Raw genomic sequence first — 26,461 nt, forward strand, 5'->3', positions numbered from 1 at the left:
CAATCCGGTGTGACCCTTTGTATCCTCTTATTTTTCTTCCTATCCCCTATTTATTGAGCGGATACAAAAAATCTTAGTTATGATCGCCATCCCCCAACAACTGCCAAAAATGACCGTTGAGGAATATCTCGAATGGGAACCTCAGCAAGACGTTCGCTACGAATATGCCAATGGCGAAGTATTTGCTATGACAGGCGGTACAATTCCCCATAACGACATTGCACTTAACTTGTACACTGCCTTAGGCCCCCATTTGCATTCCAGGGGTTGTCGAGTGAATGTGTTGTGAAAATGCAACTCACTCCCCAGAGCCGCTACTATTATCCTGATGTGATTGTCAGTTGCGACCCTCAAGACCTCAATGCCCGCAAATTTATTCAACATCCCAAGCTAATTGTCGAAGTTCTTTCCCCAGGTACAAGCACTAAAGATCGGGGTGAAAAATTTACTTATTATCTGACAATTCCCAGTTTGCAGGAGTATATCTTGATTGACTCAGAAAAAATCTCCGTCGAGCGTTACTGTCGGGGTGAGGGTAGGATGTGGCTTTACTATCCCTACACGGCTTACGATATCATCACTCTATCGAGCATTGAATTTGAATGTGCAATTGAATTGCTGTATGAAAGTGTTGTATTTCCGAGTGAAGAATAATGTATTTTCTCACAGAACGTTGGCGATCGCCCGCCGTACCCTTCTCCTGTCGGAGACGCTACGCGAACGGGAAGCAAGCTACGCGTAGCGTCTCGTAGAGAAGGCATCGCACCTTAAGCAACTGCATAGCCAGTGTAGGGTCTTAACTCCGGTGGACGAAACCCCAGAACAATGTGTTCTTTAGGAATTCCAGCCCGTTCTAAATCGGCGGCAATGCCTTCTTCAGTACCATCCCGTTGAATCCAGATTTTGCCATCAATTAGGTCAATATGAACCAGACAGCCATGAATGCGGCGATCGCCATCCCAGCCTATATCCATCCACAAATAGCGATCGCGGTTTCGATCAAACACCACTTCTGATTGAATATTGGCATAGGAATAGGGTAATGAAGCATATTCACTGAGGATAGTTTCAATCACCTGGCGATAGTGGTCTAATTGGGTGTAATCCATTGTTTGATAACCTCCTGTTTCGGATCAAAGGTAATCAGCTTTAAACGATGATTTCTCAGTAAAAGTTTGCCGATGGGTTCTTCAAACAAATCATCAAAAACTCTGCTAGATACTGCAAGATATAACATTCGCTCTGGCTCCAACTCAATTAATATATCCTGATATAAAATATACTGACCTAACGCTTTTTCTAAATCATCAACATCTGATCTGCCGCTAAAACTTTTAATCTCAACTGCAATTTTGGATTCTGCTTTTTGCGCCGCCAACAGTTGTCTAGCACCTAAATCAACATACAAATCTTTTTTACCAAACTTCAGGGTCAGTGGGTCATGAGTAATTATCCATTTGTCTTTAATCAAAGCATTTTTGACATTATTGTGATAGATGTCTCTAGCTGGCATACAGGTGTAATCTTAGACTGAATATTTCTATTTTAGGAAATCTCTGACTGCGCCTAGCGTCTTCGTTAAATGCCATGCGTAGGCGTAGACATCGCTACACTGGATTTATCATAAACAATAAGCTGTCTGAGTTCATTCACGAAAACAGTGTAGCAGGAGGAATGCGATGAAAGCAGTGGTTATCCGTCGGTATGGCGCGGCTGAGGTATTGCAGTATGAAGAGGTGGAACAGCCGAAAATTGAGCCAACGCAGTTACTTGTGAAAGTTCGTGCTAGTAGCGTTAATCCCATTGATTGGAAAATTCGCCAGGGGATGTTGAGTTTGATTACTGGCAGCAAATTCCCGAAGATTCTGGGGTTTGATGTGGCGGGAGAAGTCGTGGCGGTTGGCTCTGGTGTCACCCGCTTTAAACCCGGAGATGCTATCTATGGTAGTACTAGCTTCCCTGGAGGAGGTTACGCCGAATTTGCAGCTGTCCCAGAAAACTTGGTGGCTTTCAAACCAACAAACCTTTCTTATGAAGAAGCTGCGGCTGTGCCTTTAGCAGCACTTACGGCTTTGCAAGCACTGCGAGATCAAGGGAATATTCAAACAGGACAAACTGTTTTGATTAATGGTGCTGCGGGTGGTGTAGGCAGTTTTGCAGTGCAAATTGCTAAGGCTTTAGGGGCAGTGGTGACGGGAGTTAGCAGTACTAAAAACTTGGATTTGGTGAAATCTCTCTTAGCAGACCGCGTGATTGATTATACGCAGCAAGATTTCACCGCAGATACAGCGCAGTATGACATTATCTTTGATGCAGTGGGTAAGCGATCGCTCTCTCAAACCAAAAGAGTCCTCAAACCCAATGGAATTTATATCACCACCGTACCCAGCGCTGAAACCGTCGTGCAGAGCGTCTTAACAGCGTTCCTTCCAGGTCAAAAAGCCAAATTTGTGTTTGAAAAGCCTAACGCGAAGGATTTGGTTTATCTGAAAGAATTGATTGAAGCGGGTAAAATTCGTGTGGTGATTGATCGCACATATCCCTTACAAGAACTCGCGGCGGCTCATAGTTATAGCGAAACTGGGCGGGCTGTGGGGAAAATTGCGTTGGTGCAACCCGTTGTAGACATCGCCATTTAGGGGAACTGAGATTTTTCACCCTGTAAGGCTTAATATTATTTCTGTCACAATTGAGGAAAATAATATATATCCTACAACCCGGCAAGCACTTATGTGTGTGATTATTTGCCAGTACTTGTCCAATTTCTACCGGGAAATTCAGCTATTCCGTTTTAGTGACATAACTGGCAATGTGTTTATTTTGGCAGGTGATGAACTGCAAATCCTTGTATTTCGTGATCGAACTTGGAGATTTGTAAATGAAACCTAATTTTGCAGAAATGTCCACAAAAGAGTTGAGGGCGTATGTACTTGCTAATCGGGAAGATATAGAAGCGCTAGAAATCCTATTTAATCGTCGTACTCCTGACTCAGAAGCAATTATATATCCATCGATGTTTACTGAAGATGGTAAACCTATAGAAGAGAATAATCGGATAATTGCAGAAGCGATCGCTCAAAGAGTTCAGCAAGAGAAGAATAATCAGGATTAGCTTTGTGGTTAGTACATTTTACTGAAAATCTTGGCGATCGCACTTACCAATTGATCTAAAAAACCAACCCCAAACCTAACCCCGTAACCCCCTTCCCGACGCGGGAAGGGGGAAAACTCAAAGTCTCTCTCCTTTTAAGAGAGATGATTTAGAGAGAGGTTCTTCAAATACCTGTAATATTTCTGCAATCACCCTGAAATCTGGAAACATTACTCAAGCTAGTGTATATACTCATAATCAAACTCTCAACAGAAGCGAGTATTATGCTGGACTGGTTAGCTATTTGGGGTGTAACTCAGGCCGCCGGGTTTATTTTTAAACCCATTCTGGAAGACTTAGCCAAGGATGCTGCTAAAGATTGGGCTAAAGATTTATTAAAAGGCATCCCTGGCAAGATTGTCCAGAAATTTAAGAAAGAAGATATAGAAATTGCTGCTGGTAAAGCGTTAAAGGAATTCTTGCAACTCATGCAACAGCAGTTAAAGGTTCGTTGCAAACTTGCTGAAACTGAGATTAAAGAGTACACCCAAGACATCCAGAAATTTCTCAGCGATAAATTGGTTACAGAAATTCTTGGTAAGGCTTTTGATATTAATTGTGAATCTCTAGACGCTAAAACCCTAGAAGATAGTTGGAACAGGCTGCAATTAAAACCTCTGCCATCTAAGTTTAACTGGCAATCAATTACAGAACAGTATTTGACACAAGTCCAAGAACTTCTTTTAGATTCAAAAGAATTACACCACATCCTAGAATTACAAAAATTATCTGATATTGAAATAAATACCAAAAAAATTGCTGGTGTTATTGTAGATTTTAATTTAATTAAATATCAAGAAGGAATCCGTGAACGCTATGGCAATCTCAAATTAGATAGCTTAGATACTAGCGGCTATGCCTATAATGAACTGAAGTTATGGCGGATTTTTACTGCTCAAAATGTCCGGGAAACTCATCAAGTTTTATCACAAGTTCACGAACTACCTAAAGAACATTTTAGACGGCTGCGAGAAAGTGGACAAGTAGAAGCAGAAGTTGAATTAGAAGATTTAGAACGCCACAAACGGGTTTATTTTGAACAGCCGATACTTTCAGTCTTGGATGTTGTCAATAAAAAGCAAGATTATAAATATGTTGTGATTTTGGGTGATCCTGGTTCAGGTAAGTCTACATTGTTGCAATTCCTGGCTTTGAATTGGGCAGAGTCACCACTGGATAATGTTATATCATTACCAATTCCGTTGCTAATTGAATTACGCACTTATATGCGGCGACGGGAAGATAAAGAGTGCAATAATTTTCTAGAATTCTTTCATAAGTGTAGTGGTGCAATTCATCATCTCAATCAGCTTGAACTAGATAAAAAATTAAAAGCTGGTAATGCCTTAGTGATGTTTGATGGGTTGGATGAGGTATTTGACCCTGGTAAGCGAGAGGATGTAATTACTGATATTCATCGCTTTACTAATGAATATCCTGATGTGCAGGCAATTGTCACTTCTCGCATTATTGGCTATAAACCGCAACGATTGCTTAATGCTGAGTTTCGCCACTTTATATTACAAGATTTAGACTCAGAACAAATTCAGGATTTTATCTACCGTTGGCATGAGTTAACTTTTACCGATGCAGTAGATAAAGTGAGAAAACGGGAACGGCTGCAAAGAGGAATTGAAGCTTCCAAATCTATTGCAGAATTGGCGGGAAATCCTCTGCTGTTGACGATGATGGCAATTCTTAATCGTAATCAAGAGCTACCAAGAGATAGAGCGGAGCTTTATAATCAAGCATCGCGGGTATTGCTGCATCAATGGGATGTGGAACGCGCTTTGACAGAAGATAAGAGGTTAGATCCTAAGACGATTGATTATAAAGATAAGCAAGCGATGCTGCGTCAGGTTGCTTATCTTATGCAAACTGGTGATAAAGGTTTGGCAGGGAATTTGATTAATGAAGATGATTTAGTCAAAGTTCTGACTGATTATCTCAAAACCATAGAGTTTGATAAACCCAGAGAAGCTGCGCGGGTGATGATTAATCAACTGCGGACTCGCAACTTTATGTTATGTTTCCTGGGTGCAGATTATTATGCTTTTGTGCATCGGACATTTTTAGAATATTTCTGTGCTTGGGAGTTTGTCTGGCAGTTTAAAGAAATGCAAACGCTGACTCTTGAGGAACTTAAGAATGAAGTTTTTGGTAAACACTGGCAAGATGAAAGTTGGCATGAAGTCTTGCTGCTAATTGCGGGAATGATTGAGCCAAGATTTGTTGGGGAAATTCTTGATTATTTAATGGCGCAAGATGGCGAAGAGGAAAAGTTTGTTAATCTCTTTTTAGCGGCTAAGTCTCTTGTAGAGGTGAGAAATCGCTCGGCGATCGCGTCAACGGCTACCAAATTACTTAATCAATTAAAAGACTTAACTAAATATGACCTCTGGTACTATTACGACACCCAGCGATATGGAGAAGAAACTAGGCTAGTTAAAAAAATTCGCACTCAAGCAGTCACAGCAATTGCAACGACCTGGCAAGAATCTCTCGACAGCAAAACCTGGCTTAAAGAACGCGCTATCCAGGATGATAACTGGGATGTGCGACGTGCAGCAGTCGAAGAATTAGCGAAGAACTTCAAAGATGACCCCGACACTAAAACCTGGCTCAAAGAACGCGCTACCCAGGATGATAACTGGGATGTGCGAGATGCAGCAGTCGAAGAATTAGCGAAGAACTTCAAAGATGACCCCGACACCAAAACCTGGCTCAAAGAACGCGCTACCCAGGATGATCACGAAGATGTGCGAGGTGCAGCAGTCACAGCAATTGCAATGACCTGGCAAGAATCTCCCGACACCAAAACCTGGCTCAAAGAACGCGCTACCCAGGATGATTACTGGGTTGTGCAATATGTAGCAGTCAAAGAATTAGCAAAGAACTTCAAAGATGATCCCGACACCAAAACTTGGCTCAAAGAACGTGCTACCCAAGATGATTACTGGGTTGTGCGATATGTAGCAGTCCAAGAATTAGCGAAAAACTTCAAAGATGACCCCGACACCAAAACCTGGCTCAAAGAACGCGCTACCCAGGATGATCACGAAGATGTGCGAGGTGCAGCAGTCGAAGAATTAGCGAAGAACTTCAAAGATGACCCCGACACCAAAACCTGGCTCAAAGAACGCGCTACCCAGGATGATCACGAAGATGGGCGAGGTGCAGTAGTCGAAGAATTAGCGAAGAACTTCAAAGATGACCCCAACACCAAAATCTGGCTCAAAGAACGCGCTACCCAGGATCATGACAGCGATGTGCGACGTGCAGCAGTCCAAGAATTAGCAAAGAACTTCAAAGATGACCCCGACACCAAAACCTGGCTCAAAGAACGCACTACCCAGGATAATTACTCAAATGTGCGACGTGCAGCAGTCGAAGAATTAGCGAGGAACTTTAAAGATGACTCCAATACCAAATCCATTCTCAAAGAACGCGCTACCCAAGATGATAACTGGTATGTGCGACGTGCAGCAGTCCAAGGATTAGCGGACAACTTTAAAGATGACCCCGACACCAAATCCATTCTCAAAGAACGCGCTACCCAGGATGATAGCTTGAATGTGCGACGTGCAGCAGTCCAACAATTAGCTAAATACTTTAAATATCAGCCTGAGTTGTTTGACATCTACCATAACTGCGCTGTTAATGATCCCTTTGAACGCGAGGAAGATTATGAAACTAATCCTCGGCGCACTGCATTAGAGATAATTATCAAGCAATTTCCTCAGCATCCCCAAACTTTACCACTGTTGCGCGATCGCACAGAAAATGACCCAGATGAGCAAGTGCGGGAATTTGCTCAGAAGAAGTTAAAGCAGTGGGAAGGGTAAATGTAAGCTGAGTATATGCCCAAGAAAATCAGAGAACTCAAAAGCTTGTTGCTGCAAGCAGGATTTACTTATAAACCTGCAAAGGGTAGCCATAGTAAATGGCTGCATCCGCAATTGCCTAAAGCTATCATCATTGCTGGCAAAGATGGTAGCGATGCCAAACCTTATTTAGAAAAGCAAGTCAATGAAGCACTAGAAGAACTAAATAAAATTAAAGAAGATGAGGAGACAGAAGAATGAAATATACAATCGTGATTCAATGGTCAGAGGCAGACCAATGTTATGTGGTTTCGCTACCTGAGTTTACGGATATAATGCAGCCTTGCACTCACGGAGAGACTTACGAAGACGCTCTTAAAAATGCTCAGGAAGTTTTAGAGATGCTGATTGAATCATCTTTGGCTGACGGTGCAACTCTACCAGAGCCTAAGACGCTAGGAAAGTCTTTGGAAGTTGCATAAAATTTATGAATGAAAAAGGTAGCTTATGAACACATCTGTAAATACAGCCAAAGTCTACGACGAAATTATAGAGTTTATTGCTGCTGGAACCACTCCCCAAAGCGTTATCGATTTCAAACTCTCGGATGCAACCAAAGAGCGTTTAGAGGATCTCGTTTACCGCGCAAAAACTGAAGGTCTTACAGCAAATGACCAGCGAGAGTTAGATCATTTCCTCACGCTAGAGCATATTATGAGGTTGGCAAAAGCAAAAGCTCATCAGTACATTAACCCTAAATAAGTATTCAAAATGCCTCGTCTATATATTAATGCAGAACTGCGGCGTTTAGTTGCCGATCGCGCCGCCCATATATGCGAGTATTGTTTATATCCAGAAGTAGAGGGCTTAAGCTGTCAAGTTGACCATATAATCAGCGTCAAACACGGCGGCGCTACAACAGCAGATAATCTCTGTTATGACTGTATTTTCTGTAACCTGCAAAAAGGGACGGATTTGGGGTCAATTAATTGGCAAACTGGCGAACTTGTGCGGTTTGTTTAACCCACGCAGAGACTTTTGGGGTGAGCATTTCCGGCTAGATGAGGCTGTAATTCAACATCTTACAGATATTGGAGAAGTGACAGCACGTATCCTAGATTTTAATGGCGATGAAAGGCTTCTAGAACGACAAGCTTTAATTGCATCTGGGCAATATCCCTCAGCATCGGCGCTAAAACAGATAAATAAATAGGTTATGATGTGCGATCGCGCTGAAAAATGGGAACTCTATACTTAGCAAAGATTGCTACTTCACCATTAGAACTCCCAAGGTAAATACATAATGGCCTATCAAAATATCGCCGCCGCCCTTACGCCACAAGATATCCAAGAAATTAAAGCCGCGCTACAGACAGTCCAAAAGAAGATGCCCTTTCTGATTACTCTCAGCACAGAAGAACGGCGCAAGTTGGTAAAAATGGGCGATAAAAGCCTAGCTTTTGTAAACAATAGCGTCACGGCTGCTCAATCTAACCGCGAAATTCTTCCAGCCACTTTTGACGTTGAAGAACTGGTTCAGGATTATCAGTTAGCCACTGCGCTGACTGAACTTTTAATTTCAATGCAGCAACTCACCGAACAGGTAGATGATACCCTAATGGCAGTCGGTAGTGAAGCTATGACTGGCAGTTTGACAGTTTATGATTACGTGAAGACTGCATCGAAAAAGACTCCAGGCTTAAAAAGTGTTGCTGAACAGTTGGGCGAACGCTTTAAAGCTATCAGAGGTAGACCGACTAAAGCTGCGTCTGGTTCTTGATAAATTAATACTCATTAATGAGTCTTTGAACTCCATTAATCAGGCTTTGAACTCCATTAATGAGTCTTTGAACTCCATTAATGAGTCTTTGAACTCCATTAATCAGGCTTTGAACTCCATTAATGAGTCTTTGAACTCCGTTAACGAGTCTTTGAACTCCATTACCTCGTTCCCAGTCAGAGACTGGGAATGCCTATTGGTAGGCTCTGCCTACCAAATTCGCGGCAGAGCCGCAATGAGGAGCATTTCTAGCCTCTGGCTAGAAACGAGGTTTCCAAAGTTTTTACCTCGTTCTCAGTCAGAGACTGGGAACGCATATTGGGAGGCTGCGCCTACCGAATTCGCGGCAGAGCCGCAATGAAGTACGTTTCCAGGTAGAACCTGGAAACGAGATTGATAAAAGTTTTGGCGATCGCAACTTCCACACATCTATATAATAAGATATTCACTATGAGCTATAACTATATTTGCAAACGTATGCATACATACAGACAGCAAATCCTAAAAAAAAATAAAGAAAGCTGTTATTCCCCTAACCAAATAATAAGATAGTAATAGTAGTAGCATATACAAAAAATTGAGTTTTATTCTCATATAACTCATATTTGAGTGCATCTGAGTACAGCTTAATATATTGCAAAATATCTTGACTAAATGTCTGCAAAGGCTTACACATAAAGTTTCTTGTAGCGAGTACAGAAATTCTTAAACCCTGCCCCAAAAATACTAGTACCCCCATGATTAAATACTAGCGCCCCTACCCCAAGAACAATTTTAAGTTTATCTTGAGTCGGGGTTTTGGCGTTTGAGTACAACCTTAATCAATCCAATAAATCCAATCAACATTGGGTTTCCTATCTAGTTGGAAGTCACCTGATATAAGCATAAAAATAGCATATAGCTCTTTCAACCAGATAGACGTACCGATGCAACAGTCTTTAGACAGTATGAGCGATGGCCAGACTATCAAAACGCAGAATTCTGCACATACATCCCTGCTGAAAAATTTACTCACTGGCGTTTTTTTTGAGCCATTATTGAGTGATTTTCGCATTATTTTTGAACGCGATCCAGCAGCACGTAATTGGCTAGAAGTGGTGTTTTGCTACCCAGGATTGCACGCACTATGTTTGCATCGTCTTGCTCACTGGTTACATTGTCGAGGTGTGGGTTTTATCCCTCGCTTAATTTCTCATTTGGGGCGATTTTTCACCGGAATTGAAATTCACCCAGGCGCAGAGATTGGTCAGGGCGTGTTTATCGACCACGGAATGGGTGTTGTGATTGGCGAAACTGCGATCGTGGGCGATTACACATTAATTTATCAGGGTGTCACCCTTGGCGGAACTGGTAAAGAAACTGGTAAACGTCATCCGACAGTGGGCAAAAATGCAGTGATTGGGGCGGGTGCGAAAGTTTTAGGTAATTTAGAAATTGGCGATCGCGTCCGTATTGGTGCAGGTTCGGTTGTCTTGCAGAATGTAAAGAGCGATCGCACAGTTGTCGGAGTTCCCGGCCGAATTATTTCTCCGAAAGAAAGCGCCAGCCTTTCTCCTTTAGAACATGGAAAGCTACCCGATATGGAAGCAACCGTGATTCGTTCTTTGCTCTGCCGCATTGAACAACTTGAAAAACAACTGCAAACTTTAGAAGTCAAGAGTCATTTACAAATGACAAATGACAAATGACAAAGGACAAATGACAAATGACAAATAACACTTTAGGCGATCAAGTTTTGCAGATTCCTTTGAGCGATCGCTGGCGAATCTATTACCGTTTGCAAGAGTTAAAAATTAAGAGTTCCTGTCCCCCTGATGGTTCTTTACGAGTGCAAGTGAACAATTTGCTAGAAGTAATTCTAATTCGCAGTACAGTTATGCAACTTCTTGCTTCTCGTCACGAATTATTAGAGTGGCTAGAGCGTTGCTGGCATTACAGTGATCATTCTTGAGTCGAAATGGAAAGTTTTTCATACCCCACTCCCATTTGGCTACGCCCTTCTCTACAAGAGCCTGCGCCAACGACTACGCTCAGGACAAACTCACGGCAAGCCTACTCCCCTCTTTGTTCATAGATGCATAAACCTCGAATAGGTTTAGAAGTTGAAGCTACTGTCCCTTAGCAGATTTTGTTGCAGACTGAGAGAGATTAACCGAATTTTAGATTTTGTTTAGTCTACTAAATCTGAAGTTTTCCTGACATATAGCAACAATTAAGAAGGCGAAATTACCAAATAAAATTGGAGTTTCTGATTTTTAATTATTTTCCAAATTAAGAAATTGAAAGTTCAATTATGGCGACTCGTAACAGAAATATAAAACTCCTCAATTTTTTGCACAATGAACTTGAACTTTCAAATGCTGATATTGCTGTAGCTCTGCGACACCGGGAATTGGAAAATGGTCCACTACCAATGCTCCTCTGGCAGTATGGTTTAGTTGATTTGGAGCAGCTAGGAAAGATTTTTGATTGGCTAGCAGAACAAAGTTAGCTAATTTTTACCCATTAGCTTTGAGTCCCATTACTGCCTAAATTACACACCAATGCACTAGAAAATATGAGGTTACTAAGATGATTACATCCTTAATTGCTGGATTCTGTATATTACTTTGTTCAGGATTTGCTAATAGTTATATTAGTTCATTGCTACTCGAACAAATTTCAACTGACATCGGTAAAAACGATTAGGAAATTATACATGGTTTTAGTTCCCTGCCATACAGATGTGATGCTAATAATCGGGCAATAATTAAGGATCATGTATCCTACATTATGAATTGTGATATTTTTAGCATTTACCATCACTAGGGATTGTAGAGACGGATATTAAGAATACTTCCAAGAGAGGGATATTTGCAATGAATCAAATCATAATTAATGACACTACATTACGTGATGGCGAACAAGCAGCAGGTGTTGCCTTTACTTTAGAAGAAAAAGTAGCGATCGCTAAGTTTCTCGATGCCATTGGTATTCCCGAATTAGAAGTTGGTATACCGGCAATGGGTGACGAAGAAATCCGGGCGATCGCTCAAATTTCTGACTTGGGTTTACAAGCAAAACTCCTGGGCTGGAACCGCGCCGTCATCTCAGATATTAAGGCTTCTATCGCCTGCGGTCTGAACCGGGTGCATATTGCGATTCCCGTCTCTGGTATCCAAATTGCCACTAAATTTCATGGTCAGTGGCGAGTAAGTTTACAAAAACTTAAAGACTCCATCAGCTTTGCCCTCGATCAAGGTCTTTGGGTAGCAGTCGGCGGAGAAGATTCTTCCAGGGCTGATGAAAACTTCCTCTTAGATGTAGCGCTTTATGCCCAAGAGTGGGGTGCATCCCGCTTCCGCTTCTGCGACACCGTAGGAGTTCTCGACCCCTTCACCACCTACACAAAAGTCCAAAGGCTGGTTTCAGCGTTGACAATTCCCCTAGAAATCCACACGCATAATGATTTTGGTCTGGCAACTGCCAACGCTCTTGCGGGTATTAAAGCCGGAGCCTTATCAGTGAATACCACAGTCAACGGATTGGGTGAAAGGGCGGGAAATGCAGCTTTAGAAGAAGTTGTCATGGCGATCAAACGCATCTACGGCGTTGATTTGGGCATTAACACACCCAGTCTGCTGGAACTATCTCAACTAGTTGCAGCCGCATCAGGTGCTAGTGTACCACCCTGGAAGGCGATCGTGGGCGAAAATACCTTTGCTCACGAATCTGGCATCCATGCTCACGGGGTATTGCAAAACCCCATTACCTACGAACCATTTGCTCCTGAAGAGGTGGGTTGGGAACGGCGTTTAGTATTAGGTAAACATTCTGGACGGCATTTGGTTTCAAACTTGCTAGAACAGCATGGAATTTTCTTGAACTCCCAAGAAACTCAGTCTGTTTTAGACGCAGTTCGTCATCAATCGGTACAGAAAAAACGCAGTTTGACGACAGAAGAGCTATTAAATTTGGTCAGAGAACAGAGGTACTCTCATGCAACGTGATGAATTAGAACTAAGCTTGCCACCTGCTTTTGAAATTGGTGAAAAAGTAAGAGTTCGTAAACTGCTCAAAAACGATGGTACTTTTCCTGGTAAGGAAGTCGGCCAAGTTTTAGTAAACAAGGGAGATATCGGCTATATAGCGAGTATAGGCACATATTTGCAGACTTCCTATATCTATGCTGTGCATTTCTTAGAAACAGGGTTCGTCGTCGGCTGTATGAAAAAAGAACTAGAATCTGTTGAGGAATCTCATGAAAGTAATGCTACGCATGAATGATGCCGGTACTTTAGTAGTTTACGTTGCTAAAAAAGACCTGGAAGAAGAAGTCGTCAAACAAACTGATGGAAATGATGGCAAGATTCTCACCCTAGCAAATGGTTGGGAATTGGAATTTAGTAATTTGCCAGACACAGCCAATTTACCCCAAACTGTAGAAGCTAAACGCCTCGCGTAAAAAAACTGGGGAGTGGGGATTATCAGATATTGTACCAGCTCCCACAACCGCCTCAGAATGAATTCTGAGGCTAATAGCTAAAGTCTTCTAAAGAAGACTAAGTAAGGTTTTTAGTCCACTTTAGTGGAGTTAAGCTATTAGCCAAAAAATTTATTTCTTGGCGAGAGATAGAGCACGTGCAAGATTTGAGAAGTGGGGAGTTATGAGTTATGAATTTTAACTCCTAACTCTTAACTAATGACCAATGACCAATGACCAATGACTAACTTTTTATCAATCATGGGTGACAAGTATTTGACGTTATCAGAATTGAACCTTGAGGGACAGTTACTAGGTTTTGTTGGTGGTGAACCAGGAAAATATAAATACTTGCAATTGGCTGTTCCATCGGGAAATGTGGAAATTAAATTGCCTAAAGAGTTGCGCCGTTTACTAAGTTCATCCTTAGTTCCTGGTCAGCAAATTCGCGTTTGTGGTCATAGTAAAGTAGACTCGCGCACAAGTAAAATTAAAATCAAAGCCTATCGGGTGACACCAATTGATGCGTGTCCAAATCAAGATTTACCACCTCAAACCAAGGCGAGGATTATGGTATGTCAAAAGGGCGGTTGTCTCAAACGTGGTGGTAAAGGGTTATTATCAGAATTAGAAAAAACTTTGTGCGATCGCAATTTGTTAGACAAAGTTACTATTGAACATACTAGTTGCCAAAAATGCTGTAGCAGCGCCCCCAACTGTGTTTTACAGCTTGGTAAAAAGAAATACAAGAATATTCATCCTGATGCGATCGCATCTTTGCTAGAAAGTCACTTAACTCAAGAGTAATAACCTTCTCTAGCTATTCTTCAAATAATACACGATTTGTAGGGGTAAAATTTTTACCCCTATTTGTTGTAAATATTCTTTATATAGCAATCTTGTCAAACTGCGATCGGCTAAGTTATAACTGCTGCAACGTTAGTTTGAAAAGTCTAATTTATTACTAGCTAGGCGACTAGAAGTCACGGCTACACAGACTTGTGTTGAGCACAGTCGAAATACAAAACCTGCCTCCGCAGGTTAAAAACTGTTGATTTTTTCTTAGTCCGCGTAGGCGGACTTTGTTTGTGTAGCCGCGATTTCTAATCGCCGGATATATTTGCAAAAGCGAGATGCACCTCCTAGTTATTGTGTATAACTTTTTTGAAATTACCTTAAATACTTAAAAATAAATGTCTTTGTTTACCAATTTACTCAATCTGCATTCAGGAAGTAAACCGCGTGAAGATTTTTTTACTGAGATTGTTGCTTATTTTTTGTCCCTGAATAATGATATTTTACTTGGTTGGCTAAAACATCACTCAATCATCAGTGATGATAATTATTCCAGCATCAAGATTTCAACTCAACAAGAACATCAAGCACTGGCGATTCATACTGAGGATAGTAGACTTGATATTGCGGTTGAACTTTCAACTGGTTTAAATTCAGATGTAATATTTATTGAATCAAAAATTGGCTCTAAAGATAGTAATAATGCCTTAAGAAAATATGCTGATGTTTTGAGTAATTTACCAAATGTCAGACATCGAATTTTAATTTACATCACCCGTGATTATGACCCAAAAGATGAAATAAAAAAATACTGCCTTGATTTATCACCCAAGGTAAATTTTTTTCAACTGAGATGGTATCAGTTTTATAGCTTTTTAAAAGAACGTGCATTTGATATATTAATCCAAGAAATATTAATTTTCATGAGGAATAATAGAATGTCTCAGAATAATCAATTTTCATCAGTTGACTTATTGACAATGGTTAATTTCAACAAGACTCTCATTTTGATGCAATCAACCCTGAGTGAAAAAGTGAAAGAGGAATTCGAGTTAGCTTTTGGAAGTGTCGTCGGAAAGACAGCAAGTATGACTCAATGGACATGGGGTAGTAGATATATTATCTATACTCACTTTTCTGGCTGGAATTTTTGGTGTGGTCTTGGATACTTCGATTTAAATCCAGATAATTTCACGGAATATCCATGTCTAGGAATATATTTAGAGGTTTCCCCTACCTTTAAAGAACGCCCAAACATTATCAAATCTATGCAGAATGTAGTTAATGATAAGCCTGATATGTGGACTTCAAATAATTTAACTATTACACCAGCTTGGTCAAGTATATTTTATCGAAAAAACCTACAAGAATTTTTATCTGAAAAAGACCAGTTATCTGCTATTAAATTCTTTTTTAAAGACTCAATAAAGGAATTAAAAGCGGTTCAAGAACAATATTTTAACTTTCCTTGGAAGGGTGTAGGCACAGAAGAAGCTACAAAAATAGAGAAAGAAGAAGATCCAGATAACTTATCATCTTCTATCGTGGGAGTTGAATCAGTCGTAACTCCATTAAAATAAAAATAACCCTGCAATCCTGTAGCCGTTATGAGTCTCACCACTCCTAAACACTTTACTATAGCTGAATATCACCGTCTAGCTGAACTCGACTTCCTTGAGGAGAATGAGCGAGTTGAGCTAATTAAGGGTGAAATAATCCAGGTGGCTGCAAAAAGGTACACCGCACTCTGTTTGTCAAACACGCCTAGAGAGAGAATTATATAAGCTAGTAGGCGATCGCGCAAGCCTATTATTCTTCAAACGTTGATACGATGCGAATAGGTTCTCCAGGAATTTCCGGTAATTCAAAGTCTCCCAAATTTGCAAAACACTGCTCAATGATAGTAGCTAGATTTAAGGAATATTCATAATTTTCTATTAAAGCCATAGGAAGAATTTCTCTGGCTTCTTCTTCGAGAGAACGACCATGTTTTTCGGCTCGTTTTTGTAGACGAGATTTTATTTCCTCATCAAGATTAGATATAGTGATATTGTTTATAATCAATTCCTCATTTTCCTTTTCAAATCAATCCTTCCATTGCCTGTTGCAAATCATTTGTCACATCAGCAACAGCTTGTCTAGCAGCCAAACGATTCCCTTGATACGCCGGATAATGCTCAGAAACAGATATGGGTTTACCCACAGTAATTTTGACTTTTTGCTTACCCAATTGCGGACGCCGCACAGCTTTCTCACCTTTGATTTTAGCGATCATTTGCCATAAAATTAAAGTCGTCTCTGCAAACCTTTCTACCGTTGGATTTTCCCGAATATAATTACCCGAAACTGCCACAAAACTTTCTACTAAACGCATATGCCACATCCGCGCATTCGCTTCTTCAGCAACGCGATCGCCTAAAGCTTTCTCTACAGCAGATACTCCTTCCACATCCTTAAAATCTTCTCTAAATATATAATTCCACCCTGCTTGTTCTACTCGCTGACATCGATCTCTTAAACTACCTTTTGACTGCAAATCAAAATACTGTTCTGATATTAACAGCGCTGTATTTAACAAAGCTTGTAAACGAACTGCTAACGCTTCATTTCTATCTTCGATTTCTCCTATTGTTTTAGCATCTGGCAGCTTTTGATGATAAAACCGCGTGTAAAATTCCTCCATCAGCGAAAGTAAATGTTCTGCCAAAGTCAACAATCGGGGATAAAGTGACTCCACAGAAGCAAATTCTGATGGATTCACAGGTAAACCACTAGCCGCTTCCAATTCACTTAAAAGATTAGCGATCGCATCCCAAGGAGCATCAACGTAACTATATTTAATCCCAACTGGTACAATTAAAACCTGTTGGTCGCGTCCAGCTTTCTGCAAATCTTCAGCACACCAAAAGCCTAATTGGGCGATACCAGGTTCTAGGGTGCTAATATTCTCTGATAAACCATTGGTACCACCTTCTGGCGCCGCCGCCATCGGGAATTTCCCATTGGCGAACAAGTTACGTGCCGAACGTAACCCCGTCCAGTCAGCCTTACCGCGCTGAATCGGAGTAGCACCTAAATTAGAAGCAATCCAACCTACATAAGAACCTGCCCATAGAGGAATGCCGCGATCGTAGATAAAATGAGCGTGAATCGGAAGTTGTAGGATTGTACCTTGCGATCGCGCTACTTTTGGCACGAGTTGAGAAAACAAGTAACTCAAACAAAATGGATCGTCTGTTTTAGGATGGCGAAACGCCAGCATAAAACGGATCTTACCCTCCTGAAACTGGTGATACAGATCCACCAGAACTTCTACGTTCTCTGCTTCAATTTCGGTAATAGCTGTTTGCCAGTTAATGTAAGTTGGTAGTAAAAGCTGGACAACTCGGAGAAATAAGGGGTTAAACGCCGGAGGAATAAATTCTAAGGGTGGCTGTGCTTGATAAATTACATCTGCCAAGGTAGTTTCTCCTAAAGATACCGCGATTTCTCATCGCCGGGTGGTTATTTCTTTTAAGATATCTTAGAGGATGTAAAATGCCCCGACATTACGAATCACGTTAGCGTAGCGGTAGCGAGTCCGGGAGCGTTATTACGAATTATTTTAATTAAGCCCACCCACGCAGACTTATAGAGTATTTTCTGAGGAGCATCTCAGTGTTGCAAATATACCAGATGAGAAACAAAATTCTTGCTCTCCTTAGTAAGGAGAGGGCTGGTGTGAGGTTTTATAAGCCTTTTTACACTCATTGAGATGCTCCCATTTTATCCTGGTATAGAAAGTGTTGGCAAATAGTGGACGTTTAGCGGCACTTACAAATCTTAATAACAAGATAGACTCAAGCTAAATCCTGGTAATACATCTTCACCCGATAATTGTGTGGGCAGATTTCGCACTTCCACATCCTGTTTTTGGCGATAAATTTCCACTTGCTGCGATTGGGGATTTATCAACCATCCCAATTGCACCCCTGCATTCATATATTCCTGCATTTTGGAACGCAACATTTCCAAATCATCTGTTGCTGACCTTAATTCAATGATAAAATCTGGTGCAATGGGGGGAAATTTGCGTCTTTGTTCAGGTGTAAGTGCTTGCCAACGTTCTCGTTGAATCCAAGCAGCATCCGGGGAACGATCAGCACCATTGGGTAACTTAAATATAGTAGAAGAACTGAAAGTGTAACCAAGGCCAGTTTGCCGATTCCATATTCCCAGATCAATAATTAAATCTGCTTCTCGATTGCCGCTTTCACCTCCAACGGGGGACATAATGATTAATTCTCCCTTGGCAGTGCGTTCAAATTTCAATTCGCGGTTATTTTGACATAAGTGATAAAATTGTTCGTCACTAAACTGAACGGTGTCTAGTTTTAATGTCAAAGGACTCATAAGCTAGACCTAGATTAAATAGTTGCAAAGATTATATCATGCTATATCTTAACGGCTGTAAGATGCCGATGCCTGCGGCGGGCAAAGCCATCGCACACCACGCAAGTTCAAAAACTTAGAGATTCTGGAAAGGGATTAAACGATGCGACTTTCACAAATGTTATTTGTTACACTGCGGGATGATCCGGCTGATGCTGAGATTCCTAGCCATAAATTATTACTCCGTGCAGGCTACATTCGTCGCATCGGTAGCGGTATTTATGCTTATTTACCTTTGATGTGGCGGGTACTGCAAAAAGTTTCCCAGATTGTGCGGGAAGAAATGAACGCTACAGGCGCACAAGAATGTCTTTTACCACAATTGCAACCTGCTGATTTATGGAAGGAATCGGGACGCTGGGACACTTACACCAAAGCTGAGGGGATCATGTTTTCCCTAATTGACCGGCGTGAGCAACAATTAGGATTAGGGCCAACTCATGAGGAAGTTATTACAGCGATCGCTCGTGATATGATTCGCTCTTATCGCCAGCTACCACTACATCTCTACCAAATTCAAACCAAATTCCGCGATGAAATTCGTCCCCGCTTTGGTTTGATGCGCGGACGAGAGTTTATCATGAAGGACGGCTACTCTTTCCATACCGATGAAGCCAGCCTCAAAGAAACTTACCAGGATATATATAAAGCTTACAGCAATATCCTGCGGCGTTCTGGTTTAGCTTTTCGGGCAGTGGAAGCTGATTCTGGTGCAATTGGTGGTTCTGGTTCCACAGAATTTATGATTTTGGCGGAAGCTGGTGAAGATGAAGTTCTCTACACTGAGGATGGTAAATACGCCGCTAACGTAGAAAAGGCTATTTCTTTACCAATTGACGCCGAAACCTCACGGTTTACAAGCTATGAGAAACGCGATACACCTGGAACAGAAACCATTGAAAAGGTCTGTCAACTCCTCAACTGTTCTCCGACTCAATTAGTGAAAAATGTCCTTTACGAAGCCGTTTATGCCAATGATAATGTTTTGCTAGTACTTGTCAGTATTCGGGGAGACCAAGAAGTTAACGAAATTAAGCTACAGAATGTGTTATCTAAATTTACTGATCAATATGGTAGAACTGCAACGTTTCCATATGTTGATGAAAATGGTAAAGATTTAGCCATTATACATTTGAAAATTTCTGACGTGGAATCGCAAAAGCATTGGGCTGTTAAACCACTCCCCTTGGGTTATATTTCTCCTAATTTAGGGGATTATATCAAAGTTAAAGCCTTAACCCACCAAGAATTAGCTACAAATTTGCAACTAGAACCAGAGTATGGTTTATCTTTGCAGGTACTGGCAAATATTTTGCAATATCTGACACCAGACGAAAATGGCAAATATTTAGTGTCAGATGTCAAAAATTCTGCTCAACAGGTTTTGGCAAATCAGGTACTTTCTTTTACGAAACTCAATAACCAGCTAAGAAGTTTGGAACTAGAATATCCAAAACTTGTACATTTGGTAGACAACACAGCCTTTAATTTAAAAAACTTTATTACAGGCGCGAATGAAGCTGGCTATCACGTAGTTGGTGCTAATTGGGGTGAGCAATTTAATTTGCCAGAGAAAGCAGTAGATATACGGAAAGCCAGACCAGGCGATCGCGCCATCCACAACCCAGAACAAACTCTCTTCAGCACCCGTGGAATTGAAGCAGGTCACATCTTCCAATTAGGCACTAAATACTCCCAAGCGATGGGAGCAACTTATACCAATGAACAGGGTGAAGAAAAGCTGCTATTTATGGGTTGTTTTGGTGTAGGCGTGTCACGATTGGCACAAGCTGCCGTAGAGCAATCTTATGATCAAGATGGGATTATTTGGCCAGTTGCGATCGCACCTTATCACGCGATCGTCACAATTCCTAACATTAAAGATGCTCAACAAGTTGAAATCGCCCAAAAACTTTACACAGAACTCAATCAAGCGGGAATTGAAACCCTACTTGATGACCGCGATGAACGTGCGGGAGTCAAATTTAAAGATGCTGACTTAATTGGCATCCCTTATCGGATTGTAACCGGACGGGCGATCGCTAATGGCAAAGTCGAAGTTGTAGAAAGAGCCACCCGTAAATCGCAAGAAATTGTCATTGATCAAGTTACAACAACACTTCATAAGTGGATTACCGAAGCAATAGAGGGTAAAAATTAAACGCAAAAAGATGCATAGGTTCGCCGAGGGACTTTTGTGAAAAATACTCCGCGTTCCTCTGCGTTTCCCTCCGCGTTCCTCTGCGTTTGAAATCCATACCTCAATCATCTCCAAAAAGAAAGAGATTTACATAATTTGGCAGGTGACGGATTAGAAGTAAAAATTCTAAAATTGAATCAAGGACTTACAGGATTAAAAATAATCGCATTTCCAGGTTGTGGGAAACTCTCCACTTGTAAGTATCGTCCTTAACCAGGCTGCTCCTCACACAACTACCATATCAGCCCTCAGTCAGGAAGGTTTTGAACATGAAAGACCAACAAGGATCTAATCGTATTTCTTCAGGCGTAATTGCAGCCGTATCAGCAGCAGTTGTAGCAGTGGGTGGCGGTGTAGCTTGGTTTACTTCACACTCCAGCAATACTCCCACAGCGTCAAACCCCTCTGAGCGAATCGTTCAGCCAGCACAGCCATCAACTAAGCAGCCAGGTAATGAGCAAACTGCTAACGTTTATTGGCTCACATCAAAGGACAAAAATATTGCTTTGGTTCCCCAGCCTGTTAAAGTAGCTTCTGTACAACCCAACCAAGCTTTAGAAGCAGCTTTCCAAAGTTTGTTAGCAGGCCCACCGACAGGAGGGACAGATTCTACTACGACCATCCCTAAAGCAACCAAACTGTTGGGGCTGAAGGCGGAAAATGATGAAGTTCACGTTAATTTATCTCAAGATTTTACCAGTGGTGGTGGTAGCACGTCAATGATGGGTCGCGTAGGACAAGTTGTTTATACTGCGACAACTTTAAATCCCAAAGCCAAAGTATATATTGACGTCAACGGCAAACCGTTGGATGTTTTAGGCGGTGAGGGTCTAGAGTTACAACAACCGCTAACTCGTGAAAGCTTTCAGAAAAATTATCCGCTTTAGTCATTAGTCATTGGTCATTAGTCATTAGTTTTGGACAAATGACAAAGAACAAATGACAACTGACCTAACGATTGCTATTTAACACACGAAAATTACGGGCTTGCTCTTCTAACCTTGTGGCAAGGCGATCGCAAACCCGATTACACAAATCAAAAATCATTTCATCTTCCACCCGGTAATAGGCGCAAGTTCCTTCACTGCGGCGGCCAAGGATACCTGCTTGCCACATTACCTTCAGGTGTTTTGACACATTTGCCTGAGAAGTCTGTGTTGCCTCTACCAACTCTTGCACGCATTTTTCTTCATCCCGTAATAAATGTAGCAGCCGCAGGCGCATCGGCTCACTTAACAGGCTGAAGTATTCAGCTACTTGTTGCACCACTTCAGGTGGTAAAGGCAACGTTTGTTTCATCAGGATTAACCCGCAAGGACTGAAAGTTTTAACGATGACTCATTTCATATATACATTAATACTTAATCGGGGTTAATTCGCATCAAAGGTTGACCATATTCTACGGCGTCACCATTTTGGAGGAGAATTTCCATCACCTGTCCAGAGACTTCGGCTTCAATTTCATTCATCAGCTTCATCGCCTCAATGATACAGACTGTTTGACCCTTGTGGACGCGATCGCCTACTTCCACAAATGCCGCTTCCCCAGGCGCAGGAGCGCGATAAAACGTCCCTACCATTGGGGAAGGCACTTCTACTAATCTCTGGTCAATCGTTGAGGGAGGATTTACTGACAACTGCAATTGTGTGCCAGTCCCAGTATTCTCAAACACGCGACCTGTGGACACCTCCGTTACTTGACTTGGGGTTCCCTGGTTTCCCAAAGATGAAGCCGACGTCAAGCCGGAACCTACCACACCGCCCAAGGTCGTTTGACCTACCGGTAACACCTGATTGCTGATGCTCACAGCCTTACGCACTGTGAGTTCAAAATCACTGCTTTTGAGCGTAACTTCTGCAATATCTGTTTGTGCGATAGTTGCCAGTAGTTGGCGGATTTCATTAAAGTCCAATGGCACAGTTTTTATTACCTCGACCTATCCGTAAATTAGCATCTTAAATGTGGCAAGGATTTAATCCCTATGTAGGGATTTAAATCGGGGGGCAAACAATCTCCGTAGAGATGAAAGTTATTCCCTGCTGATATATTTATCTTCCTGAGTATCAATTTTGATGCGTTCTCCTTGGGTGATAAACAAAGGAACCATCACAATTGCACCAGTTTCCAGAGTTGCTGGTTTTGATCCACCTGTGGCAGTGTCACCTTTTACACCGGGATCTGTTTGGACAACTTCCAGAATCACAGACTTAGGCAATTCTACTCCTAGCACCTGTTCGCCCCACCGAATTACTTCGGCTTCCATACCTTCCTTGAGGTATTTGACGCGATCGCCAATTTGTGCGCGAGTCAATCTACCTTCTTCATAAGTTTCCATATCCATAAAGACGAACTCATCGCCCTCTTTATAGGTATGCTGCATCGTGCTTTTTTCTAGGGTGGCTTGCGGCAGCGTTTCCCCTGCTCGGAACGTTTTTTCCATTACGCTCCCACTTTGGACATTTCTGAGTTTGGTTCTGACAAAAGCGGAACCTTTGCCTGGCTTGACGTGCAGGAATTCAAGCACTCGCCATACAGACCCATCTAATACAATCGAAACACCGGGTCGAAAGTCGTTACTGGAGATCATGAAACTTTCAAATTTTGGAAGACAATCGGCATTTATTGTACCCTTCTAGGGTCGTCATTGGGCATTTGTCATTAGTTACTTGTCATTTGTCATTAGTCATTTGTCCTTCACCTCACTGTCCGTCTGTTCCATTCAGCACCTAACATGGGAAAATTATTGATGGGTTACGTCCAGTCAACAATTTAATACTGCATTTGAGTTATCCCATGCTTAACTTATTAAAATCCTGGCTGAAGAACAGCCTAATGGCAATACTGCTGGTAACAATATTTTTAGGCATAACTACAGCTGGGTGGACTCCCTCCAGTAGCGCCGCACTACCAGCCGGCAATGCAATTACCGACGGCAAGGCTTTGTTGCGGTATGCACTCCCGATAGATAACAAACCTGTGCGGCAACTACAAGCCAGTTTAGAGGACATCTCTGCCCAACTGCGGGCGAATCGGCGGTGGGGTGAGATTTCCAAAGATATCAGCAAAGCATCCCGCATTCTTGATAAACCCTCCCAAATCTTAGCAAGCGTTCCCGAAGAACGCCAACCCCAAGCCGAAGCTTGGATTACCGAATTGAAATCTGGGGTGGGTAAATTGCAAGAATTGGCGGACAGCAAAGATAAAGAACAAATTCTCCAAGATAGAGCTAAACTGCTGAATCTCGTTACTGAGCTAGAAGAGTCAATGGTAAAACAATTTCCCTTTGAAGTGCCTGCCGAGTATAGTAATCTGCCGCAACTTAAAGGTCGTGCCACTGTAGAATTCAAAACTAACAAAGGCGATTTGACCCTGGTAGTAGACGGTTACAGCGCCCCTGTTACTGCTGGTAATTTTCTAGATTTGGTACAAAGGGGTTTTTATAATGGTTTAGAATTTTCCCGTTCTGAAGAATCTTACTTTCTCCAAACTGGAGATCCGGCTGGAAAAGAGGTCGGTTTCATTGACCCAACAACGAGCAAATATCGTGCTATTCCTTTAGAAGTTTTAGTTAAAGGCGATAAAGCACCTACTTATGGCATTACTCTAGAAGAAGCTGGGCGTTACCTTGATATGCCAGTTCTGCCTTTCTCTGCCTTTGGTGCAGTGGTGATGGCTCGTCCCGAAAGTGAAGTAAATGGTGGTTCATCACAATTTTTCTTCTTTTTGTTTGATCCCGAACTCACCCCCGCCGGACGCAACCTATTGGATGGTCGTTATGCCGTTTTTGGCTATCTCACTGAAGGCAAAGAAGTTTTGGACAAACTGAAGGCTGGTGACAAAATTGAATCAGCAACAGTCGTTCAAGGAATAGAAAATCTGGTTGAGCCGCAAGCCACATAATAGATTTTAGATTTTGGATTGAATCCAAAATCTAAAATCTATTGATATTTTTTTTAAATGGAACGTAATAATTAAATTTTTATGCTTCTAAAAATTTAAATTTTGGGTGAAACAAACCAGATTGCATCTGCTGCAACTTTTCGTTAATAAAGACCAATATCCCGATGATCTAGCATGAATTTATCTTCAATATTTTTCAACTCAGCATCGCTGAGGAATTTTTAGTCTAATCGCGATTAAAAGACGACTACTATCTATGGTCTACTAGCCCAGATTACCTGCATTCAAAACCTGTTCAACTACAATATTCAATTCGGGAAAAGTCCGTGATAAAATTTGCTGGTTGGCAGTAAAAACTGTTTCTTCGTAAAATCCATCTTCCAGTAGTAACACCGAAATTTTTCCTTACAGTGGGTCTACAATCCAATATTCAGGAACCTCTAAGGCGGCATATTCCGATCGCTTATAACGATAATCCCGTTTCACCGATTCAAGACTAACCACTTCGACAATTAGTAACGGGGGTGACTCAAATACTGCTGAGGCATTTAACAATTCTCTGGCTTGCTCTATTGTCACCACACACAAGTCTTTTGTGCGATTCGTTGATTAGTGAATCACGGTAATCAGTCCGTAAATAACTAATCCAGCCCGACAGCAGATTACTGTCACTAAAGGCTGAACTCTCGGTCAGATGCAAGTGAAAGCCTTGCCATTCAGACTCAGAATTGACTCCTTACCTGCCCACACCGAACAAGCTCGGTTCTTGTAGAGTGAAGCTGGGAACAGGGCGCAATCAGACGACCGTTGCGGGTTGACACTGGCGCTAACAGGGAGTTCCTATGATGAAACAGAGCCTAGAAAAGCGACTTATCGTGGGGCAGGGCGCAACGCCAAATCCCTGACCTAACTGGAGCTTATTCCCGCCGAATTATGAACGAGATAACGGCAAGAGTCCAGGGAATCCAGTAGTCGAATTGGCTGCATCTAACGGAACAATCAATCTCTCCGAAGGAACGAATAAAAACGAGTTGTGGGTCTAGGGGCAGTCGAACCCCAAGTAGCCCAGACGAGCGGAGGAATCCCCACAATTCGGGTAGGACAGACCGTAATTGGTCTGAGGTGTTCAGAAAATACAAACTCCAGAAGAGAAAATGATTAGACACAGTTATAAAACTAGTGAATCTTGGAAAGCCCTACCGTGGAAGAAATTCCGCCGAAATCTTTTCCGCCTTCAAAAGCGCGTGTACAAAGCTGTTCAAGTTGGAGACAAGCGGAAAGCTAGGTCACTCCAAAAGCTTATTCTAAAATCCACCTCGGCTCGATTTCTTGCAATAAGACAAGTATCTCAGCTAAATGCTGGTAAAAAGACGGCTGGTATTGATGGGAAGAAATCTCTCACTTTTTGCGAACGCTTCTATTTAGAAGAATGGTTAAGAGCTAAGAGCGGAGATTGGAAGCACCAAGGTTTACGAGAAATCCCCATTCCTAAGAAGGACGGGACTACCAGAATGCTTAAAATACCGACCATAGCGGATAGAGCTTGGCAATGCCTTGCAAAATATGCACTTGAACCAGCACACGAAGCCACCTTCCACGCACGGAGTTACGGGTTCAGAACTGGGCGCTCTGCCCATGATGCACAACAGTACATCTTTAACAACCTTCGCTCCGAAGCCAATGGAATAGAAAAACGAGTTATCGAACTCGACATCGAAAAGTGCTTCGATAGGATTAACCACTCAGCCATAATGGACGAACTCATTGCCCCCAAAGGCTTAAAACTCGGAATCTTCCGATGCCTCAAGGCTGGAGTTAACCCAGAATTTCCTGAACAAGGAACGCCCCAAGGGGGAGTAGTTAGCCCATTACTAGCAAATATTGCACTCAACGGGATTGAGAGTATACACAGATACC

At 41.9% G+C, this 26,461-nt stretch carries 27 protein-coding genes and 4 pseudogenes; 22 read left to right on the forward strand and 9 right to left on the reverse strand.

Annotated features, from left to right (window positions below):
- Positions 1-79 precede the first annotated feature (79 nt).
- Positions 80-654: pseudogene (locus HWQ38_RS16825) on the forward strand (Uma2 family endonuclease).
- A 113-nt stretch (positions 655-767) separates the two neighbouring features.
- Here HWQ38_RS16825 and HWQ38_RS16830 read toward each other — a convergent pair.
- Together HWQ38_RS16830 and HWQ38_RS16835 are read right to left on the reverse strand one after the other, a co-directional pair.
- Entirely contained in the window at positions 768-1,109 is a 342-nt protein-coding gene (locus HWQ38_RS16830; RefSeq protein WP_292795390.1) for a XisI protein, read from the reverse strand.
- Complete coding sequence (locus HWQ38_RS16835; protein ID WP_292795393.1) at positions 1,091-1,513, reverse strand: XisH family protein; 423 nt, start codon at positions 1,511-1,513, stop codon at positions 1,091-1,093. The genes HWQ38_RS16830 and HWQ38_RS16835 overlap by 19 nt, the downstream gene beginning before the upstream one ends.
- A gap of 166 nt (positions 1,514-1,679) precedes the next feature.
- Here HWQ38_RS16835 and HWQ38_RS16840 point away from each other — a divergent pair, with 166 nt between their 5' ends.
- The 17 genes and pseudogenes from HWQ38_RS16840 to HWQ38_RS16920 all read left to right on the forward strand — a co-directional run.
- Positions 1,680-2,639 carry an NAD(P)-dependent alcohol dehydrogenase gene (locus HWQ38_RS16840; protein ID WP_292795396.1) on the forward strand — a complete coding sequence of 320 codons (960 nt, stop codon included), beginning with the start codon at positions 1,680-1,682 and terminating at the stop codon, positions 2,637-2,639.
- A gap of 239 nt (positions 2,640-2,878) precedes the next feature.
- Positions 2,879-3,112, forward strand: coding sequence for a hypothetical protein (locus HWQ38_RS16845; protein WP_292795399.1), 234 nt, complete (start codon positions 2,879-2,881; stop codon positions 3,110-3,112).
- Positions 3,113-3,375: 263 nt separating this feature from the next.
- Complete coding sequence (locus HWQ38_RS16850) at positions 3,376-6,996, forward strand: HEAT repeat domain-containing protein (protein WP_292795401.1); 3,621 nt, start codon at positions 3,376-3,378, stop codon at positions 6,994-6,996.
- Positions 6,997-7,011: 15 nt separating this feature from the next.
- Complete coding sequence (locus tag HWQ38_RS16855; protein ID WP_193914401.1) at positions 7,012-7,236, forward strand: type II toxin-antitoxin system HicA family toxin; 225 nt, start codon at positions 7,012-7,014, stop codon at positions 7,234-7,236.
- On the forward strand, positions 7,233-7,457 hold the full coding sequence (locus HWQ38_RS16860; RefSeq protein ID WP_292795408.1) for a type II toxin-antitoxin system HicB family antitoxin: 225 nt from the start codon (positions 7,233-7,235) through the stop codon (positions 7,455-7,457). Before HWQ38_RS16855 ends, HWQ38_RS16860 begins: the two co-directional genes overlap by 4 nt.
- Positions 7,458-7,482: 25 nt before the next feature.
- Complete coding sequence (locus tag HWQ38_RS16865) at positions 7,483-7,737, forward strand: hypothetical protein (protein ID WP_292795411.1); 255 nt, start codon at positions 7,483-7,485, stop codon at positions 7,735-7,737.
- 9 nt (positions 7,738-7,746) lie between these two features.
- A pseudogene (locus tag HWQ38_RS16870) lies at positions 7,747-8,188 on the forward strand (HNH endonuclease signature motif containing protein).
- Positions 8,189-8,278: 90 nt separating this feature from the next.
- The gene (locus HWQ38_RS16875) at positions 8,279-8,755 is read left to right on the forward strand and encodes a hypothetical protein (RefSeq protein ID WP_292795414.1); all 477 of its coding nucleotides are present in this window, start codon (positions 8,279-8,281) and stop codon (positions 8,753-8,755) included.
- A 926-nt stretch (positions 8,756-9,681) separates the two neighbouring features.
- On the forward strand, positions 9,682-10,443 hold the full coding sequence (gene cysE, locus HWQ38_RS16880; protein ID WP_292795417.1) for a serine O-acetyltransferase: 762 nt from the start codon (positions 9,682-9,684) through the stop codon (positions 10,441-10,443).
- A gap of 17 nt (positions 10,444-10,460) precedes the next feature.
- Positions 10,461-10,706: an Asr1405/Asl0597 family protein gene (locus HWQ38_RS16885; protein ID WP_292795420.1), complete on the forward strand. Its 246-nt coding sequence runs from the start codon at positions 10,461-10,463 to the stop codon at positions 10,704-10,706.
- Between the two features lie 342 nt (positions 10,707-11,048).
- Entirely contained in the window at positions 11,049-11,246 is a 198-nt protein-coding gene (locus tag HWQ38_RS16890; protein ID WP_292795422.1) for a DUF2949 domain-containing protein, read from the forward strand.
- Between the two features lie 367 nt (positions 11,247-11,613).
- Positions 11,614-12,744 (forward strand): homocitrate synthase, encoded by a 1,131-nt coding sequence (nifV, locus tag HWQ38_RS16895; RefSeq protein ID WP_292795425.1) that lies wholly within the window; start codon positions 11,614-11,616, stop codon positions 12,742-12,744.
- A complete protein-coding gene (locus HWQ38_RS16900; RefSeq protein ID WP_292795427.1) occupies positions 12,734-13,021 on the forward strand; it encodes a nitrogen fixation protein NifZ in 288 nt (95 codons plus the stop codon). Before nifV ends, HWQ38_RS16900 begins: the two co-directional genes overlap by 11 nt.
- The gene (nifT, locus tag HWQ38_RS16905; RefSeq protein ID WP_292795429.1) at positions 12,996-13,199 is read left to right on the forward strand and encodes a putative nitrogen fixation protein NifT; all 204 of its coding nucleotides are present in this window, start codon (positions 12,996-12,998) and stop codon (positions 13,197-13,199) included. Before HWQ38_RS16900 ends, nifT begins: the two co-directional genes overlap by 26 nt.
- Before the next feature lie 279 nt (positions 13,200-13,478).
- On the forward strand, positions 13,479-14,024 hold the full coding sequence (locus HWQ38_RS16910; protein WP_292795456.1) for a (2Fe-2S) ferredoxin domain-containing protein: 546 nt from the start codon (positions 13,479-13,481) through the stop codon (positions 14,022-14,024).
- A 386-nt stretch (positions 14,025-14,410) separates the two neighbouring features.
- Complete coding sequence (locus tag HWQ38_RS16915; protein ID WP_292795432.1) at positions 14,411-15,592, forward strand: PD-(D/E)XK nuclease family protein; 1,182 nt, start codon at positions 14,411-14,413, stop codon at positions 15,590-15,592.
- Positions 15,593-15,619: 27 nt separating this feature from the next.
- Positions 15,620-15,815: pseudogene (locus HWQ38_RS16920) on the forward strand (Uma2 family endonuclease); the annotation flags it as partial.
- Between the two features lie 6 nt (positions 15,816-15,821).
- Here HWQ38_RS16920 and HWQ38_RS16925 read toward each other — a convergent pair.
- The 3 genes from HWQ38_RS16925 to HWQ38_RS16935 form a co-directional block, all read right to left on the reverse strand.
- The gene (locus HWQ38_RS16925) at positions 15,822-16,070 is read right to left on the reverse strand and encodes a plasmid stability protein (RefSeq protein ID WP_292795459.1); all 249 of its coding nucleotides are present in this window, start codon (positions 16,068-16,070) and stop codon (positions 15,822-15,824) included.
- Positions 16,071-16,092: 22 nt separating this feature from the next.
- Positions 16,093-17,472, reverse strand: coding sequence for a 1-acyl-sn-glycerol-3-phosphate acyltransferase (locus tag HWQ38_RS16930; protein ID WP_292795434.1), 1,380 nt, complete (start codon positions 17,470-17,472; stop codon positions 16,093-16,095).
- Positions 17,473-17,834: 362 nt separating this feature from the next.
- Positions 17,835-18,404 carry a Uma2 family endonuclease gene (locus HWQ38_RS16935; RefSeq protein ID WP_292795436.1) on the reverse strand — a complete coding sequence of 190 codons (570 nt, stop codon included), beginning with the start codon at positions 18,402-18,404 and terminating at the stop codon, positions 17,835-17,837.
- A 142-nt stretch (positions 18,405-18,546) separates the two neighbouring features.
- Here HWQ38_RS16935 and proS point away from each other — a divergent pair, with 142 nt between their 5' ends.
- A complete protein-coding gene (proS, locus tag HWQ38_RS16940; RefSeq protein ID WP_292795439.1) occupies positions 18,547-20,604 on the forward strand; it encodes a proline--tRNA ligase in 2,058 nt (685 codons plus the stop codon).
- 308 nt (positions 20,605-20,912) lie between these two features.
- Positions 20,913-21,530: a GerMN domain-containing protein gene (locus HWQ38_RS16945; RefSeq protein ID WP_292795441.1), complete on the forward strand. Its 618-nt coding sequence runs from the start codon at positions 20,913-20,915 to the stop codon at positions 21,528-21,530.
- A 64-nt stretch (positions 21,531-21,594) separates the two neighbouring features.
- Here the strand turns inward: HWQ38_RS16945 and HWQ38_RS16950 are convergent, their stop codons facing one another.
- From HWQ38_RS16950 to efp, 3 genes are all read right to left on the reverse strand, one after another.
- Positions 21,595-21,942: a metalloregulator ArsR/SmtB family transcription factor gene (locus HWQ38_RS16950; RefSeq protein ID WP_292795443.1), complete on the reverse strand. Its 348-nt coding sequence runs from the start codon at positions 21,940-21,942 to the stop codon at positions 21,595-21,597.
- A gap of 62 nt (positions 21,943-22,004) precedes the next feature.
- Positions 22,005-22,562: an acetyl-CoA carboxylase biotin carboxyl carrier protein gene (accB, locus tag HWQ38_RS16955; RefSeq protein WP_292795446.1), complete on the reverse strand. Its 558-nt coding sequence runs from the start codon at positions 22,560-22,562 to the stop codon at positions 22,005-22,007.
- Between the two features lie 111 nt (positions 22,563-22,673).
- Positions 22,674-23,231, reverse strand: coding sequence for an elongation factor P (gene efp / locus HWQ38_RS16960; RefSeq protein ID WP_292795449.1), 558 nt, complete (start codon positions 23,229-23,231; stop codon positions 22,674-22,676).
- A 206-nt stretch (positions 23,232-23,437) separates the two neighbouring features.
- Between efp and HWQ38_RS16965 the strand changes: the two genes are divergently transcribed.
- A complete protein-coding gene (locus tag HWQ38_RS16965; RefSeq protein WP_292795452.1) occupies positions 23,438-24,544 on the forward strand; it encodes a peptidylprolyl isomerase in 1,107 nt (368 codons plus the stop codon).
- Between the two features lie 264 nt (positions 24,545-24,808).
- Here the strand turns inward: HWQ38_RS16965 and HWQ38_RS16970 are convergent.
- Positions 24,809-25,135: pseudogene (locus HWQ38_RS16970) on the reverse strand (Uma2 family endonuclease); the annotation flags it as partial.
- 563 nt (positions 25,136-25,698) lie between these two features.
- Between HWQ38_RS16970 and HWQ38_RS16975 the strand changes: the two are divergent.
- The coding region (locus tag HWQ38_RS16975) for a reverse transcriptase N-terminal domain-containing protein (protein WP_292795454.1) at positions 25,699-26,461 on the forward strand (763 nt) is incomplete at its 3' end.

It is taken from the genome of Nostoc sp. NMS7 (assembly GCF_017115085.1).
GTDB lineage: Bacteria > Cyanobacteriota > Cyanobacteriia > Cyanobacteriales > Nostocaceae > Nostoc.